The organism is Pseudomonas putida (assembly GCF_005080685.1).
In the GTDB taxonomy this organism is placed as follows: domain Bacteria; phylum Pseudomonadota; class Gammaproteobacteria; order Pseudomonadales; family Pseudomonadaceae; genus Aquipseudomonas; species Aquipseudomonas putida_V.
The window spans coordinates 4,692,643-4,711,670 of the sequence record NZ_CP039371.1 but is presented as its reverse complement, the minus strand read 5'-3'; the positions used below and the strand labels follow the sequence as shown (position 1 = coordinate 4,711,670).

19 protein-coding genes are annotated in these 19,028 nt (G+C 64.4%); all 19 read left to right on the top strand.

The genetic code is table 11. The annotated features are described in order from the left end of the window. Positions 1–15: 15 nt before the first annotated feature. Entirely contained in the window at positions 16–1,425 is a 1,410-nt protein-coding gene (fliD, locus tag E6B08_RS21800) for a flagellar filament capping protein FliD (RefSeq protein ID WP_136915910.1), read from the top strand. A 99-nt stretch (positions 1,426–1,524) separates the two neighbouring features. Continuing rightward, the gene (gene fliS / locus E6B08_RS21795; protein WP_136915909.1) at positions 1,525–1,923 is read left to right on the top strand and encodes a flagellar export chaperone FliS; all 399 of its coding nucleotides are present in this window, start codon (positions 1,525–1,527) and stop codon (positions 1,921–1,923) included. Further along, entirely contained in the window at positions 1,920–2,276 is a 357-nt protein-coding gene (locus E6B08_RS21790; protein WP_238349252.1) for a flagellar protein FliT, read from the top strand. The genes fliS and E6B08_RS21790 overlap by 4 nt, the downstream gene beginning before the upstream one ends. Before the next feature lie 360 nt (positions 2,277–2,636). Further along, complete coding sequence (gene fleQ, locus E6B08_RS21785) at positions 2,637–4,112, top strand: transcriptional regulator FleQ (RefSeq protein WP_136915908.1); 1,476 nt, start codon at positions 2,637–2,639, stop codon at positions 4,110–4,112. A 210-nt stretch (positions 4,113–4,322) separates the two neighbouring features. Further along, positions 4,323–5,531, top strand: coding sequence for a sensor histidine kinase (locus E6B08_RS21780; RefSeq protein WP_136915907.1), 1,209 nt, complete (start codon positions 4,323–4,325; stop codon positions 5,529–5,531). Next, positions 5,531–6,904 (top strand): sigma-54-dependent transcriptional regulator, encoded by a 1,374-nt coding sequence (locus E6B08_RS21775; RefSeq protein ID WP_136915906.1) that lies wholly within the window; start codon positions 5,531–5,533, stop codon positions 6,902–6,904. Before E6B08_RS21780 ends, E6B08_RS21775 begins: the two co-directional genes overlap by 1 nt. Before the next feature lie 103 nt (positions 6,905–7,007). Then, a complete protein-coding gene (fliE, locus tag E6B08_RS21770) occupies positions 7,008–7,340 on the top strand; it encodes a flagellar hook-basal body complex protein FliE (RefSeq protein ID WP_136915905.1) in 333 nt (110 codons plus the stop codon). 15 nt (positions 7,341–7,355) lie between these two features. Then, complete coding sequence (gene fliF / locus E6B08_RS21765; protein ID WP_136915904.1) at positions 7,356–9,134, top strand: flagellar basal-body MS-ring/collar protein FliF; 1,779 nt, start codon at positions 7,356–7,358, stop codon at positions 9,132–9,134. Next, complete coding sequence (gene fliG, locus E6B08_RS21760; RefSeq protein WP_133328332.1) at positions 9,127–10,146, top strand: flagellar motor switch protein FliG; 1,020 nt, start codon at positions 9,127–9,129, stop codon at positions 10,144–10,146. The genes fliF and fliG overlap by 8 nt, the downstream gene beginning before the upstream one ends. A gap of 143 nt (positions 10,147–10,289) precedes the next feature. Further along, complete coding sequence (fliH, locus tag E6B08_RS21750; protein ID WP_136915903.1) at positions 10,290–11,060, top strand: flagellar assembly protein FliH; 771 nt, start codon at positions 10,290–10,292, stop codon at positions 11,058–11,060. Next, positions 11,050–12,408, top strand: a complete 1,359-nt coding sequence (gene fliI / locus E6B08_RS21745; RefSeq protein ID WP_136915902.1) for a flagellar protein export ATPase FliI — start codon at positions 11,050–11,052, stop codon at positions 12,406–12,408. The genes fliH and fliI overlap by 11 nt, the downstream gene beginning before the upstream one ends. 6 nt (positions 12,409–12,414) lie before the next feature. Beyond that, the gene (gene fliJ / locus E6B08_RS21740; RefSeq protein WP_136915901.1) at positions 12,415–12,867 is read left to right on the top strand and encodes a flagellar export protein FliJ; all 453 of its coding nucleotides are present in this window, start codon (positions 12,415–12,417) and stop codon (positions 12,865–12,867) included. Positions 12,868–13,082: 215 nt separating this feature from the next. Beyond that, positions 13,083–13,388, top strand: coding sequence for an STAS domain-containing protein (locus E6B08_RS21735; protein ID WP_136915900.1), 306 nt, complete (start codon positions 13,083–13,085; stop codon positions 13,386–13,388). An 8-nt stretch (positions 13,389–13,396) separates the two neighbouring features. Next, positions 13,397–15,088 carry a fused response regulator/phosphatase gene (locus tag E6B08_RS21730; protein WP_136915899.1) on the top strand — a complete coding sequence of 564 codons (1,692 nt, stop codon included), beginning with the start codon at positions 13,397–13,399 and terminating at the stop codon, positions 15,086–15,088. A gap of 49 nt (positions 15,089–15,137) precedes the next feature. Beyond that, complete coding sequence (locus tag E6B08_RS21725) at positions 15,138–15,485, top strand: Hpt domain-containing protein (RefSeq protein ID WP_136915898.1); 348 nt, start codon at positions 15,138–15,140, stop codon at positions 15,483–15,485. 64 nt (positions 15,486–15,549) lie between these two features. Beyond that, positions 15,550–16,860, top strand: coding sequence for a flagellar hook-length control protein FliK (locus E6B08_RS21720; RefSeq protein WP_136915897.1), 1,311 nt, complete (start codon positions 15,550–15,552; stop codon positions 16,858–16,860). Between the two features lie 182 nt (positions 16,861–17,042). Next, complete coding sequence (gene fliL / locus E6B08_RS21715; protein ID WP_136915896.1) at positions 17,043–17,540, top strand: flagellar basal body-associated protein FliL; 498 nt, start codon at positions 17,043–17,045, stop codon at positions 17,538–17,540. Between the two features lie 9 nt (positions 17,541–17,549). Next, positions 17,550–18,518 carry a flagellar motor switch protein FliM gene (gene fliM / locus E6B08_RS21710; protein WP_133328350.1) on the top strand — a complete coding sequence of 323 codons (969 nt, stop codon included), beginning with the start codon at positions 17,550–17,552 and terminating at the stop codon, positions 18,516–18,518. Between the two features lie 46 nt (positions 18,519–18,564). After that, a complete protein-coding gene (gene fliN / locus E6B08_RS21705; protein WP_136915895.1) occupies positions 18,565–19,020 on the top strand; it encodes a flagellar motor switch protein FliN in 456 nt (151 codons plus the stop codon). The last annotated feature ends 8 nt before the right edge of the window (positions 19,021–19,028 follow it).

Here is a 19,028-nt window from a genome sequence, read left to right as displayed (position 1 = left end):
TAGGGAGCCTGAACAATGGGCACTTCCATTAACGGAGTCGGGTCCGGCATCGACATTGACTCGATTGTCTCTGCCTTGGTCTCGGCGCAAAAGGCGCCGAAGCAAAGCCAGATCGATACCGCCACGACCAAGGCCACGACCAGTCTGTCGGCCATCGGTACGCTGAAAAGTGCGTTGGAAAAATTCCAGACGGCCATGGAAGACCTGGCTGAAAATAGCTCGTTCACTGGCATGACTGCGAAATCTTCCGATGAGGAAGCGCTTACTGCCAAAGTTGGTGCCGGTGCTGCGTCCGGTAGCTACGTCATCAAGACGACTTCGATCGCCACCAGTTCCAAGGTCGCGACCCAGTACATTTCCACCGGCACCACGTTCGGTTCTGGTACTTTCACCATCACGCAGGGGGCTGGCTCGGCGAGTTCCGGCTCGACCACGACCATCAAGGTCGCGAACGGCGCCACGTTGTCGGATATTCGCGACAGCATCAACACCCAGCTCAAAGATAGCGGTATCACCGCCAACATCATTTCTGACTCCGAAGGTCAGCGCCTGGTGCTCAGCTCCACGACCACCGGCGAAGGCACTGACATTACATTGACCACGAACTCCGATGCGTTGAAAACGCTGGGGATCGCGGCGGGCGCTCAGGCGTCCGACTCCACTGGTGGGTATGTGGTCGCACCGGCGGCCGATGCGGTCTACACCATCGACGGCCTGTCGATGAAAAGCTCCACCAACGAGATTACCACCGCCATCAGTGGCGTCGAGTTCACTCTGCTGGAAGACGACAGCAAGGCGACCATCACTGTCGATACCAACACCGACGGTCTGAAGGAGTCGATCACTTCGTTTGTCGACGCCTACAACTCTTTGATGTCCAGCATCAAAACGTTGACCACGGTGACGTCCGGCACGGATGACGACGGCAACGCCACCACCACGGCAGCCGCGCTTACTAGCGACGCGACCGTGCGTAACATTGTCAGTGGCCTGCGAAACCAGTTGATCAGCAGCTCCGGCGACGGCGGCACCATCAAGCTATTGTCGCAGTTGGGTATTTCGACCCAGAACGACGGCACGCTGTCCATCGATGACGACGACCTGGAAGCGGCACTGGAAAAGAACGCAGCTTCTGTCGAAGGCTTCTTTACCGGCACCAACGGTCTGCTGACCCGCATGTCCACGTCGCTGGATATCTATGCCGATGACGACGGCCTGCTCGACCAGCGCACCGACTCGCTGAATGACACCCTGTCGGACCTGGCCACGCAGCAAACCAACCTCGACCGCCGGATCACCAAGTATGAGGCGACCATGTACGCCAAGTACAACGCAATGGATACCCTCGTCGCGCAGCTCACGGCTACGAGCGACAGCGTGATGACCACCCTGAACGCGCTGAACAACGCCAGCTCCGACGACTGATCGGGGGCATCGACTTCGTGGGGGTAAAGAAAGCCCCCTCGATGTCGATACAGTGTTCAATGGCGATCATCGCCAAAAGAATTTCACAGGGGCACCGCAATGAACCGTATGGCCGCGCTTCGTCAATACCGCAACGTCAATACCCAGTCAGAAATCCACGACGCATCTCCCCACCGCCTGATCCAACTGCTGATGGAAGGTGGCCTGAGCCGTATCGCCCAGGCACGTGGGTGCATGGAACGTGGTGAAATGTTCGAAAAAGCCAAGCTGATCAGCAAGGCGCTGGACATCATTGCAGGTCTGCGCGAAGCCTTGGACTTCAAGCAAGGCGGCGATTTGGCGGCCAACTACGCGCGCTTGTACGATTTCATGACCCGCCACCTGGTCGAGGCCAACCGCTCCAACAGCGTCAAGTCCCTCGATGAAGTGACCAAGGTGCTGCTGGAGTTGAAAATGGGCTGGGATGGCATCCCTCAGCAAGCTGCGGAGGCACCATGAAGCCCTCGGCCGACGAGCCAGGCTTCAGTGCGCCCGTGCTTGGCGAGTTGAGCATGTCTCAGCGCGTGAGCGCTGCTCGCGCAGCCCTGGCCGATGCCTTGGCCCGGGAAGACTGGGAAGCGGTCGCAGAGTTGGACGTCGAATGCCGCACCTGCGTCGAGGCTGTGCTGAGCGAGCCGGACGTTGATCGTGAGCGCGTGCGCGAAGATCTCGAAGGCTTGCTGGAGCTCTATCGCTCGCTGGTCGCGGACGTTGGCGAAGCGCGTCAGGCCATCGCTCGGGAAATGTCCGAGTACCGTAAAACGACTAGCCAGGCGAAGGTCTACAGCATGTTCTCCGGCTCGCGCCGTTGAAGCTGGGCGTTAAGCAAGGTAAAGAAATGCGTTTGCTGCGGCGGGAGGGTGTTGCTACACGTCAACGTTCGACCGTCCGTCGGCTGATAGAGTCAATGCTCCGGCGCCAAGCGAAATCAGTCGCGCTTTTTTTATGACGAAATGAACCTGTTTGACCAAGCAAAAAGCAGCGCTTCGGTATACCATCTGTTCAGTTAACTCGAAACGCCCCTTTGAGGCGCCATAAAATTGACCTTTACAGATTTTCGACTTAACTAGTGTCTATTTAACTATTTCCGGCATCAGATCATGACCGACCGGTCGGCTTTGAGCTAACTACGCCCTTTGGCGCCGAGAATTGACTAGGGAAGTTGCTATTGCATGTGGCGTGAAACCAAGATTCTCCTGATCGATGACGACAGCGCCCGCCGCCGCGATCTGGCGGTGGTCCTGAATTTCCTCGGGGAAGAAAACATTCCGTGCTCCAGCCATGACTGGCAGCAATCGGTAGCTTCGTTGTCTTCCAGCCGCGAAGTGCTGTGCGTGCTCATCGGCAGCGTCAACTCCCCAGGCAATGTGCTTGGGCTGCTTAAGACAGTGGCTGGGTGGGATGAGTTCCTTCCGGTTCTGCTTTTAGGTGAAATTTCTTCGGCCGACTTCCCGGACGACCTGCGCCGCCGTGTGCTGGCCAACCTGGAAATGCCGCCCAGCTACAGCCAATTGCTCGATACCCTGCACCGTGCCCAGGTCTACCGCGAGATGTACGACCAGGCCCGCGAGCGCGGCCGTCAGCGCGAGCCCAACCTGTTCCGCAGCCTGGTCGGCACCAGCCGTGCGATCCAGCACGTGCGCCAGATGATGCAGCAGGTGGCCGATACCGACGCCAGCGTGTTGATCCTCGGCGAGTCGGGCACTGGCAAGGAAGTGGTCGCGCGCAACCTCCATTACCACTCCAAGCGCCGCGAAGCGCCGTTCGTGCCGGTCAACTGCGGGGCGATCCCGGCCGAGTTGCTGGAGAGCGAGCTGTTCGGCCACGAGAAGGGCGCCTTCACCGGGGCCATCACCAGCCGCGCCGGGCGTTTCGAGCTGGCCAACGGCGGGACGCTGTTCCTCGACGAGATCGGCGACATGCCGCTGCCGATGCAGGTCAAGCTGTTGCGCGTGCTGCAGGAGCGTACCTTCGAGCGGGTGGGCAGCAACAAGACCCAGAGCATCGACGTGCGCATCATCGCCGCGACCCACAAGAACCTCGAGACCATGATCGAGGACGGGACCTTCCGCGAGGACCTGTACTACCGGCTCAACGTGTTCCCCATCGAGATGGCGCCGCTGCGTGAGCGGGTCGAAGACATCCCGCTGCTGATGAACGAGCTGATCTCGCGCATGGAGCACGAGAAGCGCGGTTCGATCCGCTTCAACTCGGCGTCGATCATGTCGCTGTGCCGCCACGGCTGGCCGGGCAACGTCCGTGAGCTGGCCAACCTGGTCGAGCGCATGGCGATCATGCATCCGTATGGCGTGATCGGGGTGTCGGAGCTGCCGAAGAAATTCCGCTACATCGACGATGAAGACGAGCAGATGGTCGACAGCCTGCGCAGCGACCTGGAAGAGCGCGTGGCGATCAACGGCCATGCGCCGACCCTGGGTAGCCACGCGATGCTGCCGCCCGAGGGGCTGGACCTCAAGGACTACCTTGGCAGCCTGGAGCAAGGGTTGATCCAGCAGGCGCTGGACGATGCCAACGGTATCGTGGCGCGGGCGGCTGAACGTTTGCGTATTCGTCGTACCACCCTGGTGGAGAAGATGCGCAAGTACGGCATGAGTCGTCAGGGCGGCGAGGAAGCGGCGGAGGACTGACGGTCCGCGTCGCGCTCTTCGCGGGCAAGCCCGCTCCCACAGGTACGCCACGGATTTCGGAAATTGTGGTGAGCCTGTAGGAGCGGGCTTGCCCGCGAAGAGGCCGGCCCTGCCGCGCCCATTCCAACAAATCCCCATCCCCGGCACGGCTATTGCACTACCGCTGGCAACACACCGTTTTTATGACGGTCAGCCACGCGAGAGAGCACGATGCCCCAGGCCGCCCACTTTTCCAGAGCCCCCGATCCGCAGGGGCGTACCCCGATCGAGCAGGAAAGTCGAGAGGGGCTTGAGCAGGCGTTCGCCCTGTTCAACCAGATGTCCACCCAGCTCACCCAGTCCTACAGCATGCTCGAGGCCCGGGTCAGCGAGCTCAAGGGCGAGCTGGCGGTCGTCAGCGCCCAGCGCATGGCCGAACTTGCAGAAAAAGAGCGCCTGGCCAACCGCCTGCAGAACCTGCTCGACCTGCTTCCCGGTGGGGTGATCGTGATCGACGGCCAAGGCCTGGTGCGCGAGGCCAACCCGGCCGCTTGCGACTTGCTCGGCGAGCCCTTGGTCGGCCAGCTGTGGCGCCAGGTCATCGCCCGCAGCTTCGCCCCACGCAAGGACGACGGCCACGAAGTCTCGCTGCGCGACGGCCGCCGCCTGTCCATCGCCACCCGCTCGCTGGATGCTGAGCCCGGCCAGTTGGTGCTACTCAACGACCTGACCGAAACCCGTCGCCTACAAGACCAATTGGCACGCCATGAGCGGCTGTCGTCGCTTGGGCGCATGGTCGCCTCGCTCGCCCACCAGATCCGCACGCCGCTGTCCGCCGCCATGCTCTACGCCAGCCACCTGGCCGACGACCTGCAGACCCTGGCCCCGGAAACCCGTCAACGCTTCGCCGCCAACCTCAAGGAGCGCCTGCACGAGCTGGAGCACCAGGTGCGCGACATGCTGGTATTCGCCCGTGGCGAACTGCCGCTGGGTGACCGGGTGACGCCCAAGGCACTGTTCCAGGCCCTGCAGCAGGCGGCCCAGGCCCATGTCCAGGGCCATGCCGTGCGCTGGCAGTGCGACAGCCACCTGGGTGAGTTGCTGTGCAATCGCGATACCTTGGTCGGCGCCTTGCTCAACCTGATCGAGAACGCCGTGCAGGCCAGCGCCGAGCCCGCGCGGCTGAAGGTGCACCTGTATCGCCGCGAGCAGACCCTGCACCTGTGCATCAGCGACGCCGGCTGTGGTGTCGCCCCCGATCTGCTGGAGCGCCTGGGTGAGCCGTTCCTGACCACCAAATCCACCGGTACCGGCCTCGGCCTTGCCGTGGTCAAGGCCGTGGCGCGTGCCCACCAGGGTCGGGTCGAGCTGCGCTCAAAGGTCGGCCGTGGTACCTGCGTCAAGGTGCTGTTGCCGCTCATTGCCACGGAGGCCAAGTGATGGCGATCAACGTCCTGCTGGTCGAGGACGACCGCGTGCTGCGCCAGGCCCTGGGCGACACCCTGGAGATCGGCGGCTTCGCCTATCAGGCCGTGGGCAGCGCCGAGGAGGCGTTGCAGGCGGTGCGGGCCGAGGCTTTCAGCCTGGTGGTCAGCGACGTGAACATGCCCGGTATGGACGGCCATCAGTTGCTGGCCCAACTGCGTCGCTTGCAGCCGCAATTGCCGGTGCTGTTGATGACTGCCCACGCGGCGGTGGAGCGTGCGGTCGAGGCCATGCGCCAGGGCGCGGTCGATTACCTGGTCAAGCCGTTCGAGCCCAAGGCGCTGCTGAGCCTGGTGCAGCGCCACGCCGGCGGTGCTGGCCTGGCGGAAGAGGAGGGGCCGGTGGCCTGCGAGCCGGCCAGCCGGCAGTTGCTGGAACTGGCCGCACGCGTGGCGCGCAGCGACTCGACCGTCTTGGTGTCTGGCGAATCGGGCACCGGCAAGGAAGTGCTGGCGCGCTTCATTCATCAGCAGTCGCCCCGGGCCAGTCAGCCTTTCGTCGCCATCAACTGCGCGGCGATCCCCGACAACATGCTAGAGGCCACCCTGTTCGGTCATGAAAAAGGCGCTTTTACCGGTGCCATTGCTGCCCAGGCGGGCAAGTTCGAGCAGGCCGAGGGCGGTACGCTGCTGCTCGACGAGATTTCCGAAATGCCCCTGGGCCTCCAGGCCAAGCTCCTGCGTGTATTGCAGGAGCGCGAGGTCGAGCGGGTAGGTGGGCGTAAGCCGATCCCGCTGGACATCCGCGTGCTGGCCACCACCAACCGCGACCTTGCCGGCGAAGTGGCGGCCGGGCGTTTCCGCGAAGACCTGTACTATCGGCTGTCGGTGTTCCCCTTGGCCTGGCAGCCGCTGCGCGAGCGCACTGGCGATATTCTGCCGCTGGCCGAGCGCCTTCTGGCGCGCCACGTGGCCAAGATGAAGCACGCGCCGGTGCGCCTGTCCGCAGGCGCCAGCGCCTGCCTGCAGGGCCATGCCTGGCCGGGCAACGTGCGTGAGCTGGACAACGCCTTGCAACGCGCCTTGATCCTCCAGCAGGGCGGTGTCATCGAAGCGGCGGATTTCTGTCTGGCAGGCGCCATTCCGTTGTCGGCAGGTCGCCCGGTCGCCAGTCCACAGGCTGCGGTCGAGCCGCTGGAGGCGCAAGGCGACCTCGGCGGCGACATGCGCCGGCACGAGTTCCAGATGATCATCGACACCTTGCGCGCCGAGCGCGGCCGCCGCAAGGAAGCCGCCGAGCGCCTCGGCATCAGCCCGCGGACCCTGCGCTACAAGCTCGCGCAGATGCGTGACGCGGGTCTGGACGTGGAAGCCAGCCTGTACGGCTAAAACCAATTAAGCGATCAATCGGCGGGCTGGCACTCTTGTTGCTAGCTCCAGGCTATCCGCCGCATGCGTGTCAAAAAAATGCGGCCGCCGGAGAGAGAAGTTCATGAGCCAAGGTGTTGAATTCAATCGTCTGATGCTGGACATGCGGGCCATGCAGGCCGACGCCATGTCGCTGCCCAAAACCACTGCCGCCCCCGAGTTGGCGGAAGGTCAGAGCAGTTTCGCCGACATGCTCGGCCAGGCGATTGGTAAAGTGGACGCGACCCAGCAAGCTTCGTCCCAGCTGGCCAACGCCTTTGAAATCGGCAAGAGCGGCGTCGACCTCACCGACGTGATGATCGCTTCGCAGAAGGCCAGCGTGTCCATGCAGGCATTGACCCAGGTGCGCAACAAGCTGGTCCAGGCGTACCAGGACATCATGCAGATGCCGGTTTGAGGACGGAAGTAAGTCATGGCCGAAGCAGTCGTCGATAACGCCCCCGCCAAGAGCGGCCCACCAGCGTCGAAACCGCCGCTGTTCGGCATGTCGTTCCTGGAAAACATCTCGCAGATGCCCATGCTGCGTCAGATCGGCCTGTTGGTCGGCCTGGCCGCCAGCGTGGCGATCGGCTTCGCCGTGGTGCTCTGGTCGCAGCAGCCGGACTACCGGCCGCTGTACGGCAGCCTGGCGGGGATGGACACCAAGCAGGTCATGGACACCCTGGCCGCGGCCGACATTCCGTACAACGTGGAACCCAATTCCGGCGCACTGCTGGTCAAGGCCGACGACCTCTCCCGTGCGCGCCTGAAACTCGCAGCTGCCGGCGTGGCGCCCAGCGATGGCAACGTCGGCTTCGAGATCCTCGACAAGGACCAGGGCCTGGGCACCAGCCAGTTCATGGAAGCCACCCGCTACCGTCGGGGCCTTGAAGGCGAGCTGGCGCGCACCGTGGCCAGCCTCAACAACGTCAAGGCCGCGCGCGTGCACCTGGCGATCCCGAAGAGCTCGGTGTTCGTGCGTGACGAGCGCAAGCCGAGCGCATCGGTGCTGGTCGAGCTGTACCCGGGCCGCGCCCTGGACGCCGGCCAGGTGATGGCCATCGTCAACCTGGTGGCCACCAGCGTGCCGGAGCTGGACAAGTCCCAGGTCACCGTGGTCGACCAGAAGGGCAACCTGCTCTCCGACCAGTTGCAGGACAACGCCCTGACCATGGCCGGCAAGCAGTTCGACTACAGCCGGCGCATGGAAAGCATGCTCACCCAGCGTGTGCACAACATCCTGCAGCCAGTGCTGGGCAACGACCGCTACAAGGCCGAAGTGTCCGCCGACCTCGACTTCAGCGCGGTCGAATCGACCTCCGAGCAGTTCAACCCGGACCAGCCGGCGCTGCGCAGCGAGCAGTCGGTCAACGAGCAACGTTCCAGCAGCCAGGGCCCGCAAGGCGTGCCGGGCGCGCTGAGCAACCAGCCGCCAGCAGGTGCTTCCGCGCCTGAAAACGCCACTGCCGGCGCGCCGGCGGCAGGTGCCATCCAACCAGGCCAACCCCTGGTCGACGCCAATGGCCAGCAGATCATGGACCCGGCCACCGGCCAGCCGATGCTGGCGCCATACCCGGCCGACAAGCGCGTGCAGACCACCAAGAACTTCGAGCTGGACCGCTCGATCAGCCACACCCGCCAGCAGCAAGGTCGCCTGACCCGCCTGTCGGTGGCGGTGGTGGTCGACGACCAGGCCAAGGTCGATGCCAACGGCGAGACCACCCGCACCCCCTGGGGCGCCGAAGATTTGGCGCGCTTCACCCGCCTGGTGCAGGACGCGGTCGGCTTCGACGCCAGCCGTGGCGACAGCGTGACGGTGATCAACGTACCGTTCTCAGCCGACCGCGGCGAAGAGCTGGCCGACATTCCGTTCTACTCGCAGCCCTGGTTCTGGGACATCGTCAAGCAAGTGCTGGGCGTGGTGTTCATCCTGGTGCTGGTGTTCGGCGTGTTGCGCCCGGTGCTCAACAACATCACTGGCGGCGGCAAGCAGGCTGCCACGGACAGTGACATGGAACTGGGCGGCGGCATGATCGGTCTGGATGGCGAACTGGCCAACGATCGCGTCAGCCTGGGTGGCCCGACAAGCATTCTGTTGCCGAGCCCAAGCGAGGGTTACGAGGCGCAGCTCAACGCAATCAAGGGCCTCGTGGCCGAAGACCCGGGCCGCGTGGCCCAGGTCGTGAAAGAGTGGATCAACGCCGATGAGTGACAACCGAGCGGTTACCGCCAAGCTGAGCCGCGTCGACAAGGCGGCCATCCTGCTGCTCTCGCTGGGCGAGACCGATGCTGCGCAGGTGCTGCGCCACATGGGTCCCAAGGAGGTGCAGCGGGTCGGCGTGGCCATGGCGCAAATGGGCAACGTGCACCGCGAGCAGGTCGAGCAGGTGATGAGCGAGTTCGTCGACATCGTCGGCGACCAGACCAGCCTGGGCGTGGGCTCCGACGGCTACATCCGCAAGATGCTCAACCAGGCCCTGGGCGAGGACAAGGCCAATGGCCTGATCGACCGCATCCTGCTCGGCGGCAACACCAGCGGCCTGGACAGCCTCAAGTGGATGGAGCCGCGCGCCGTGGCTGACGTGATCCGCTACGAGCACCCGCAGATCCAGGCCATCGTGGTCGCTTATCTCGACCCCGACCAGGCCGGTGAAGTACTGAGCAATTTCGACCACAAGGTGCGCCTGGACATCATCCTGCGCGTGTCGTCGCTCAACACCGTGCAGCCTGCGGCGCTCAAGGAACTGAACCTGATCCTCGAGAAGCAGTTCTCGGGCAACTCCAACGCCGCGCGCACCACCCTGGGTGGCATCAAGCGCGCCGCCGACATCATGAACTTCCTCGACAGCTCCGTCGAAGGTGCACTGATGGATTCGATCCGCGAGATCGACAACGACCTGTCGGAGCAGATCGAAGACTTGATGTTCGTCTTCAACAACCTGGCCGACGTCGACGATCGTGGCATCCAGGCGTTGCTGCGCGAGGTGTCCTCGGACGTGCTGGTGGTATCGCTCAAGGGCGCCGACGAGCGGGTCAAGGACAAGATCTTCAAGAACATGTCCAAGCGTGCCTCGGAGCTGCTGCGCGACGACCTCGAGGCCAAGGGCCCGGTGCGCGTCAGCGATGTGGAGACCGCGCAGAAGGAAATCCTCACCATTGCCCGCCGCATGGCCGACGCCGGCGAGATCGTGCTGGGTGGCAAGGGTGCCGAGGAAATGATCTGATTTTCGCAGGCAGCCTTGAATCCTGTAGGAGCGGGCTCGCCCGCGAAGCAGGCACCGCGGTGAATGGCACCGGCTTTGCCGGTGTTCGCGGGCAAGCCCGCTCCCACACAGGCTGCATCGGCAGTTGTTGAGTAACTGAAACCATGGCCACGAAAGAATCCCACCCCAGCGACCTGATCCGCGCCGGCGACCTCGAAGGCGTCGACGTCTGGGCGCTGCCCAGCTTCGACCCGGAACCCGAGCCTGAGCCCGAACCCGAGCCGGAACCCGAGGTCATCGAAGAAGAAATCGAGGAAGTGCCTCTGGAGGAAGTCCAGCCACTGACCCTCGAAGAACTCGAAGCCATCCGCCAGGAAGCCTATAACGAAGGCTTCGCCACTGGTGAGCGTGAGGGCTTCCACAGCACCCAGCTCAAGGTTCGCGAAGAAGCCGAGAAGGCCTTGAACGCCAAGCTCGGCAGCCTCGAGCGCTTGATGGGCCACCTGCTGGCGCCGATCGCCGAGCAGGACACGCAGATCGAGCAGACCCTGGTGCACCTGGTCGCGCACATGGCCCGCCAGGTCATCGGTCGCGAGCTGCGCAGCGATTCCAGCCAGATCACCCAGGTGCTGCGTGAGGCGTTGAAACTGCTGCCGATGGGCGCCGAGAACATCCGCATCCACCTGAACCCGCAAGACTTCGAGCTGGCCAAGGCCCTGCGCGAGCGTCACGAAGAGCAGTGGAAGCTGCTCGAGGACGATGCCCTGCTGCCAGGCGGCTGCCGCATCGAGACGTTGCACAGCCGCATTGACGCCACCATGGAAACGCGGATCGAGAAGGTCATTGCGCAACTGTTCGACCAACTCCACGACCAGGCCCTGCATCCGGCGAAGCCGGACATGCGCATCGATCTGGACGCTGCCGATGCGCCTTGACCGCACCAGTTTCGCCAAGCGCCTGGGCACCTATGCCGAGGCGGTCAAGCTGCCGGCCCAGCCGGTGGTCGAAGGGCGTCTGCTGCGCATGGTCGGCCTCACCCTCGAAGCTGAAGGCCTGCGCGCTGCAGTGGGGGGGCGTTGCCTGGTGATCAACGACGACAGCTACCACCCGGTGCAGGTCGAAGCCGAAGTGATGGGCTTTGCCGGCAGCAAGGTGTTTCTCATGCCGGTCGGCAGCATCGCCGGCATCGCGCCCGGTGCGCGCGTGGTGCCGCTGGACGACAGTGGCCGCCTGCCCATGGGCATGAGCATGCTCGGCCGGGTGCTCGACGGCGCCGGCCGTGCCCTGGATGGCAAGGGTGGGATGAAAGCCGAGGACTGGGTGCCGATGGATGGCCCGGTGATCAACCCGCTCAACCGCGATCCGATCAGCCAGCCGCTGGACGTGGGCATTCGCAGCATCAACGGCCTGCTCACCGTCGGGCGTGGCCAGCGCCTGGGCCTGTTCGCCGGTACTGGCGTGGGCAAGTCGGTGCTTCTGGGCATGATGACCCGCTTCACCGAAGCGGACATCATCGTCGTTGGCCTGATCGGCGAGCGGGGTCGCGAGGTGAAGGAGTTCATCGAGCATATCCTCGGCGAAGAGGGGCTCAAGCGCTCGGTGGTGGTCGCCTCGCCCGCCGACGACGCGCCGCTGATGCGCTTGCGCGCAGCCATGTACTGCACGCGGATCGCCGAGTACTTCCGCGACAAGGGCAAGAACGTCCTGCTGCTGATGGACTCGCTGACCCGTTTCGCCCAGGCCCAGCGGGAAATCGCCCTGGCCATCGGCGAGCCCCCGGCCACGCGCGGTTATCCGCCGTCGGTGTTCGCCAAGCTGCCCAAGCTGGTCGAGCGCGCCGGTAACGGCGAGGCCGGGGGTGGGTCGATCACCGCCTTCTACACGGTCTTGTCCGAAGGCGACGACCAGCAGGACCCGATCGCCGACTCGGCGCGCGGCGTGCTCGATGGCCACTTCGTGCTGTCGCGTCGGCTGGCCGAGGAAGGCCATTACCCCGCCATCGATATCGAGGCGTCGATCAGCCGGGTCATGCCACAGGTGGTCGATGCCGATCACCTGCGCCAGGCGCAGAAATTCAAGCAGCTGTGGGCGCGGCTGTCGCAGAGCCGCGACCTGATCAGCGTCGGCGCGTACGTGGCCGGCGGCGACCCGGAAACCGACCTGGCCATCGCCTTGCAGTCCAAGCTGGTCGACTACCTGCGCCAGGGCCTGGACGAACACGCCGGCATGGAACAGTGCCGCGCCGAGCTGGGGGCGATCTTCACGCCTCCGGCAGGGCACTGATAGGCCATGGCCACGCCCAGCCGTGCCGCGCGCCTGGCGCCGGTGGTGAACATGGCCGAGGAGACCGAGCGCAAGGCGGCCCAGCGCCTTGGGCATTTCCAGCAGCTGGTGGCGCAGTCGCAGGCCAAGCTGGCCGAGCTCGAAACGTTTCGTGAAGGCTACCAGGCGCAGTGGATCACCCGTGGCGGGCAGGGCGTCGATGGTAGTTGGCTGCTCAACTATCAGCGCTTTCTCGGCCAGCTGGAAACGGCCATGACCCAGCAGCGCCAGAGCCTGCACTGGCACCAGAACAACCTCAATAATGCCCGTGGCACCTGGCAGAAGGCCCATGCCCGGGTCGAAGGCCTGCGCAAGCTGGTGCAACGCTACCTGGACGAAGCCCGCCGCGCCGAAGACAAGCGCGAGCAGCGGTTGCTCGACGAGTTGTCGCAGCGTTTGCCACGCCAAAGCCAGTTCTGAAGCTGAACCCGGTGGGAGCGGCCTTGTGTCGCGAAAGGGCCGCAAAGCGGCCCCCAAAATTCACGTCGAACCGCTGACATCCTGGGGCCGCCTTGCGCCCCTTTCGCGACACGAGGCCGCTCCCACAACGCCTGCGCTGCAACGGTTTGCAAGCTCTGCCAGTGCCTGCTAAACCTTCAAGACGGGTATCCGCCATCATCGAAGGAATCGCTAGCATGGCCGTCGAAACCGATTTTTCGCAGGATGGGAAAAAGCTGACGATCAGGATCAAGGGCCGCTTCGATTTTGGCCGCCACCAGGAGTTTCGGGACGCCTACGAACGCCAGAATCGCAAGCCCGACTTCGTGGTCGTGGACCTGGGCGCCGCCACCTACCTCGACAGCTCTGCGCTGGGCATGTTGCTGTTGCTTCGCGACCATATGGGCGGAGATGACGCTGAAGTGAGCGTGGTGCACGCCAATTCGGACGTGCGCAAGATCCTGGCCATCTCCAATTTCGACAAACTGTTCGATATCAGTTGAGTGCCGTGATGTCCGCCGAGCAGGCGTTGACCGTGCTGGTGGCCGAGGATGGCGCCGCCGATCGCCTGTTGCTGGCGCAGATCGTCCGTCGCCAGGGGCATGAAGTGCTCATGGCGGAAAACGGCGAGCAGGCCGTGGCGCTGTTCGCCGACAAGCGTCCGCAGCTGGTGCTGCTCGACGCCCTGATGCCGGTGATGGACGGCTTCGAGGCCGCGCGGCGGATCAAGGCGCTGGCCGGCGAGGCGCTGGTGCCGATCATTTTCCTGACCTCGCTGAACGAAGAGCAGGCCCTGGTGCGCTGCCTGGAGGCCGGAGGTGACGACTTCATGGCCAAGCCTTACAGTGCGGTGATCCTCGGCGCCAAGATCCGCGCCATGAACCGCTTGCGCCGGTTGCAGGCCACCGTGCTCGAGCAGCGCGACGAGATTGCCCGGCACCACCACCACCTGCTCAACGAACAAAGGGTGGCCAAGGCGGTGTTCGACAAGGTCGCCCATTCCGGTTGCCTGGGCTCGCCGAATATCCGTTACCTGCAATCGCCCTATGCGCTGTTCAATGGCGACCTGCTGCTGGCCGCGTTCACGCCCTCCGGCAACATGCATGTGCTGCTCGGCGATTTCACCGGCCATGGCCTGCCCGCCGCGGTCGGTGCGATGCCCCTGGCCGAGGTGTTCTACGGCATGACCGCCAAGGGCTACGGCCTGGCGCAGACCCTGCGCGAGATGAACGCCAAGCTCAAGCGCATCCTGCCGGTGGACATGTTCTGCTGCGCGGTGCTGCTCAGCCTCAATCCCCAGCGCGGTACGCTGGAGGCCTGGAATGGCGGCATGCCGGACGGTTACCGGCTGTCTGACCAGGGCGAGGTGCTCGGGGTATTGCGCTCGCGCCATTTGCCGCTGGGCATACTGCCGGCAGAGCGCTTCGACGACAGCACCGAGGTGTTGCCCATGGCCGCCGGGGAGCGCCTGTTGCTGTTGTCCGATGGCGTGGTGGATACCGCCGACGAACAGGAGCGCCTGTTCGGTGTACAGCGCCTGCGCGCCGTGCTGGCGGGCAACCGCGAGCCCGCGCGGCTGTTCGACGAACTGTTGCAGGCCCTGCAGCGCTTTGGTGGGCGCGCCCGCGATGACATCAGCCTGTGCGACATCCGCATGTTCACCCAGGGCGAGCAGGTGCCGGCGCCGACCCTCTACACCGACAGCGGGCGCTCCAGCCCGCTGGACTGGTCGCTGGGTTTCGAATTGCGCGGCGACAGCCTGCGCCGTTTCAACCCGGTGCCGTATCTGGTGCAACTGTTGCAGGAGATCCACGCCTTGCGCCGGCATACTGGCACCTTGCACAGCGTACTCAGTGAGTTGTATACCAACGCCCTGGAGCACGGCGTGTTGGGCCTGGATTCGCGGCTCAAGCGTGACGTGCAGGGTTTTGCCAGGTATTACGAAGAGCGCGCCCGGCGTTTGGCCGCGCAGCTGGATGGCTTCGTGCGAATCGACCTGCGGGTGGAACCGCAAGCCGAGGGAGGGCGTCTGCTTATTGAGGTACGCGACAGCGGCGCAGGCTTCGACGTGGCTGCGCAGCAGGCGCGCCCGGCCTTCGAGCGGCGCCTCAGTGGGCGTGGCTTGAGCCTGGTGCAGGGACTGGCCAGCCGCGCTGAGTGGTGCGAAGGCGGGCGTTGCGCCAAGGCAGAGTTGAACTGGTGAGCCACTGCGGTGGCTTGAATGTGGTCCGGCTTGATCAAGGAGTGAGCAAGTGGCTGAGATACATATCGATCAAAAGGTGTTGAGCGACCTGAAGGAGGTCATGGAAGACGGCTACCTGCAGTTGGTGGACACCTTCCTGGAAGATTCCGAGCGGCGCCTGAGCCAACTGCACGAGGCCAAGAGCGCCGATGAGCTTGCGCTCGCGGCGCACAGTTTCAAGGGCAGCAGCAGCAACATGGGCGCGGTGATCCTGGCCAAGTTGTGCGAACAGCTCGAGGAGCGGGCCAGGCATCAGCCGCTGTATGGCATCGAGGACCTCATCAGCCGCATAGACCAGGAGTACCTGGAGGTGCAGCGTTTCTATCGTGCGCAGGGCCAGGGTGTATCGGCGCCGTGACTTGGCGCGAGTCTTGCAGATCTTCGCCCAGACGTTTTTTTGATTTTGGCGCGGAGATCCATCAATGCCTGTCGCTTCCAATCCCTTGTTGCAAGCCAGCGTCATCGGCGCTCCCTCCCGAGGGACTGGCGCGGTGGCCGACAAATCGGCGCAGACGGCGGCAGATCAGGGCGGCGGCTTCGATCAGGTGATGGCCAACCAGGGCCGTGACAAGCCTTCGCTGCAGGCCGACAAGGGCGTCCAGGGCAAGTCCAAGGACAAGCCGGAGGTGGCCCAGGGCGGCAACCAGGCTGCCGCCGATAAACCGGCGGTTGCCGGTGACGGCAACAAATTGCCAGCCGCGGGCGATGCTACCGCGCAAGCCGGCAACGACAGCGATGCTGACGACAGCAGCCTGCTCGACGCCAGCCTGGTGGCTGGCCAGGTCACCGACGCCCAGCCTGGCGCGCAGTTGATCCAGGCCCAGGCCGAAGCCGTGGCGCCGGTATTGCAGGCGGCGATTCAGCAGCCGGCAGTGGCGACGCCTCAGCCCGCGACCGAGGCTTCGACGTCGGTGGACGATTTCGACCCTGACGCCGACCCGCTGGCCAATCTGCCGACCCTGCGCCTGGCCCTGGAACAGACCGCCCAGGCCAAGGGCACCACCTCCGCGCATGCCGCGTCGACTGCCGATGCGGCCCAGGGCGACAATAATCAGGCTGCCGTCAATAGCTTGGCGAGCCAGGCGATCCAGACGCAAGCCGAGCCTGGCCAGTCCGATACGGGCGACAAGGCTTTCGGCGCCTTGCTCGAAGACGGCCTGAAGGACACCAAGAGCGCCAGCAGCGATACCCGTGTCGACGACTTCGCCGATCGCCTGGCCAGCCTGACCCAGGCCGCCACCGCGAAAACCGCCAATGCCGCGCCGGTGACTGCCAACCCCCTGCAGCAGCCATTGTCGCTGAACCAGAATCCGTGGGCCGAGGGTCTGGTGAACCGGGTGATGTACATGTCCAGCCAGAACCTCAAGTCGGCGGATATCCAGTTGGAGCCAGCCGAGCTCGGTCGCCTGGATATTCGCGTCAACCTGGCGGCGGACCAGTCCACCCAGGTGACCTTCATCAGCGGCCACGCCGGCGTGCGCGATGCGCTGGACAGCCAGGTGCATCGCCTGCGCGAACTGTTCGCCCAGCAGGGGCTGGCGCAGCCGGATGTCAACGTCGCGGACCAGTCGCGCGGGCAGCAGCAACAGGCGCAGCAGGAGTCGAACCTGTCTGGGGTTGCGGCGCGGCGCGCGCAGGCGGGCGATAGCGACCCTGCCGAGTTGGCCGAAGTGTCGCGGCCGATGGAGCAGCAGGTGGTCATTGGCGACAGTGCGGTCGACTTCTACGCCTGATTCCTTTTGCCTGTACCGGCCCTTTCGCGGGTAAACCCGCTCCTACAGGATTTGTGAAGATCCTGTAGGAGCGGGTTTACCCGCGAAAGGGCCGGTACAGACGAAACTCTGCAATCCTGGCATAACACTTGCTCAAGCCACGTCATCCTCCTTGAAACCCCGCTGGACGACGGATTATTGGCATGGCGAAGAGCGACGCAGTGAAAGACCCCGCCACTAAAGGCAAACTCAAGCTGATCCTGCTGATGGTACTGGCCCTGCTGCTGGCGGTCGGCCTGTCGGTGGGCGCCACGTGGTTCATCATGCACAAGGGCGAGTCGGCCCCCGCGCCCGATGCGGCAGCGAGCAACGTCAAGCCGGCAGCGATCTACGAGCCCCTGGCTCCGGCCTTCGTGGTCAACTTCAACCAGAACGGCCGCCAGCGCTACATGCAGGTGAGCATCACCCTGCAGGGCCGCAGCCAGGCCGACCTCGACGCGCTGAAAGTGCACATGCCGGTGATCCGCAACAACCTGGTGATGATGTTCTCCGGGCAGGGCTTCGACACCCTGGCCGGCAGCCCCGTGGGCCAGGAAATGCTGCGTCAGAAAGCCACCGCAGTGGTCCAGGAAGTGGCGCAGAAGGAAGTCGGCAAGCCGGTCGTCGACCAGCTGCTGTTCACCAATTTCGTATTGCAGTAGGAGCCCGTCATGGCCGTACAGGACCTGCTGTCCCAGGATGAGATCGACGCGCTGCTGCATGGCGTCGACGACGGTCTGGTGCAGACCGAGAGCGTTGCCGAGCCGGGCAGCATCAAGAGCTACGACCTGACCAGCCAGGATCGTATCGTCCGCGGTCGCATGCCGACCCTGGAGATGATCAACGAGCGTTTCGCCCGCTACACCCGCATCAGCATGTTCAACCTGCTGCGTCGCTCCGCCGACGTGGCGGTGGGCGGCGTGCAGGTGATGAAGTTCGGCGAGTACGTGCATTCGCTGTACGTGCCGACCAGCCTCAACCTGGTGAAGATCAAGCCGCTGCGCGGCACCTCGCTGTTCATCCTCGACGCCAAGCTGGTGTTCAAGCTGGTGGACAACTTCTTCGGTGGCGACGGCCGCCACGCCAAGATCGAGGGGCGCGAATTCACCCCGACCGAGCTGCGCGTGGTACGCATGGTCCTCGACCAGTGCTTCGTCGACCTCAAGGAAGCCTGGCAGGCGATCATGCCGGTCAACTTCGAGTACATGAACTCCGAGGTCAACCCGGCCATGGCCAACATCGTCGGCCCGAGCGAGGCGGTGGTGGTGTCGACCTTCCACATCGAGCTGGACGGCGGTGGCGGCGACCTGCACGTGACCATGCCGTACTCGATGATCGAGCCGGTGCGGGAAATGCTCGATGCCGGTTTCCAGTCCGACCTGGACGACCAGGACGAGCGGTGGGTCAAGGCCCTGCGCGAGGACGTGCTGGACGTGGCCGTGCCGCTGACCGCCACGGTGGCGCGACGCCAGCTCAAGCTGCGCGACATCCTGCACATGCAGCCGGGCGACGTGATCCCGGTGGAGCTGCCGGAGCACCTGGTGCTGCGCGCCAACGGCGTGCCGTCGTTCAAGGCGCGCCTGGGTTCGCACAAGGGCAACCTGGCGCTGCAGATCATCGACCCGATCGAGCGCCGCTGAGGCGTGCCGGTCGCTCCCCAAGAATTGAATGCCTGTCGAGGAAATCATGGCTAACGAAAACGAGATCAACTCCCCCGAGGAGCAGGCCCTGGCCGATGAGTGGGCTGCGGCCCTGGAAGAAACCGGTGATGCCGGCCAGGCCGATATCGACGCCTTGCTCGCTGGCGATTCCGGCCCTGGCCGCCTGCCGATGGAAGAGTTCGCAAGCTCGCCCAAGCCGAGCGAGAACGTCAGCCTCGAAGGCCCCAACCTGGACGTGATCCTGGACATTCCGGTGAGCATTTCCATGGAAGTGGGCAGCACCGAGATCAACATCCGCAACCTACTGCAGCTCAACCAGGGGTCGGTCATCGAGCTCGACCGCCTGGCCGGCGAGCCGCTCGACGTGCTGGTCAATGGCACGCTGATCGCCCATGGTGAAGTGGTCGTGGTCAACGAGAAGTTCGGCATCCGCCTGACCGACGTGATCAGCCCCAGCGAACGCATCAAGAAGCTGCGCTGAGTGAAAGC

Bases quoted from the DNA above. Each gene is read 5' to 3' on its own strand.
- fliI (WP_136915902.1), top strand. From the start codon at position 11,050: ATGCGCCTTGACCGCACCAGTTTCGCCAAGCGCCTGGGCACCTATGCC.
- fliM (WP_133328350.1), top strand. From the start codon at position 17,550: ATGGCCGTACAGGACCTGCTGTCCCAGGATGAGATCGACGCGCTGCTG.
- E6B08_RS21780 (WP_136915907.1), top strand. From the start codon at position 4,323: ATGCCCCAGGCCGCCCACTTTTCCAGAGCCCCCGATCCGCAGGGGCGT.
- E6B08_RS21735 (WP_136915900.1), top strand. From the start codon at position 13,083: ATGGCCGTCGAAACCGATTTTTCGCAGGATGGGAAAAAGCTGACGATC.
- fliN (WP_136915895.1), top strand. From the start codon at position 18,565: ATGGCTAACGAAAACGAGATCAACTCCCCCGAGGAGCAGGCCCTGGCC.
- fliE (WP_136915905.1), top strand. From the start codon at position 7,008: ATGAGCCAAGGTGTTGAATTCAATCGTCTGATGCTGGACATGCGGGCC.
- fliG (WP_133328332.1), top strand. From the start codon at position 9,127: ATGAGTGACAACCGAGCGGTTACCGCCAAGCTGAGCCGCGTCGACAAG.
- fleQ (WP_136915908.1), top strand. From the start codon at position 2,637: ATGTGGCGTGAAACCAAGATTCTCCTGATCGATGACGACAGCGCCCGC.
- E6B08_RS21775 (WP_136915906.1), top strand. From the start codon at position 5,531: ATGGCGATCAACGTCCTGCTGGTCGAGGACGACCGCGTGCTGCGCCAG.
- fliJ (WP_136915901.1), top strand. From the start codon at position 12,415: ATGGCCACGCCCAGCCGTGCCGCGCGCCTGGCGCCGGTGGTGAACATG.
- fliH (WP_136915903.1), top strand. From the start codon at position 10,290: ATGGCCACGAAAGAATCCCACCCCAGCGACCTGATCCGCGCCGGCGAC.
- fliF (WP_136915904.1), top strand. From the start codon at position 7,356: ATGGCCGAAGCAGTCGTCGATAACGCCCCCGCCAAGAGCGGCCCACCA.
- fliS (WP_136915909.1), top strand. From the start codon at position 1,525: ATGAACCGTATGGCCGCGCTTCGTCAATACCGCAACGTCAATACCCAG.
- E6B08_RS21720 (WP_136915897.1), top strand. From the start codon at position 15,550: ATGCCTGTCGCTTCCAATCCCTTGTTGCAAGCCAGCGTCATCGGCGCT.
- fliL (WP_136915896.1), top strand. From the start codon at position 17,043: ATGGCGAAGAGCGACGCAGTGAAAGACCCCGCCACTAAAGGCAAACTC.
- E6B08_RS21730 (WP_136915899.1), top strand. From the start codon at position 13,397: ATGTCCGCCGAGCAGGCGTTGACCGTGCTGGTGGCCGAGGATGGCGCC.
- E6B08_RS21790 (WP_238349252.1), top strand. From the start codon at position 1,920: ATGAAGCCCTCGGCCGACGAGCCAGGCTTCAGTGCGCCCGTGCTTGGC.
- fliD (WP_136915910.1), top strand. From the start codon at position 16: ATGGGCACTTCCATTAACGGAGTCGGGTCCGGCATCGACATTGACTCG.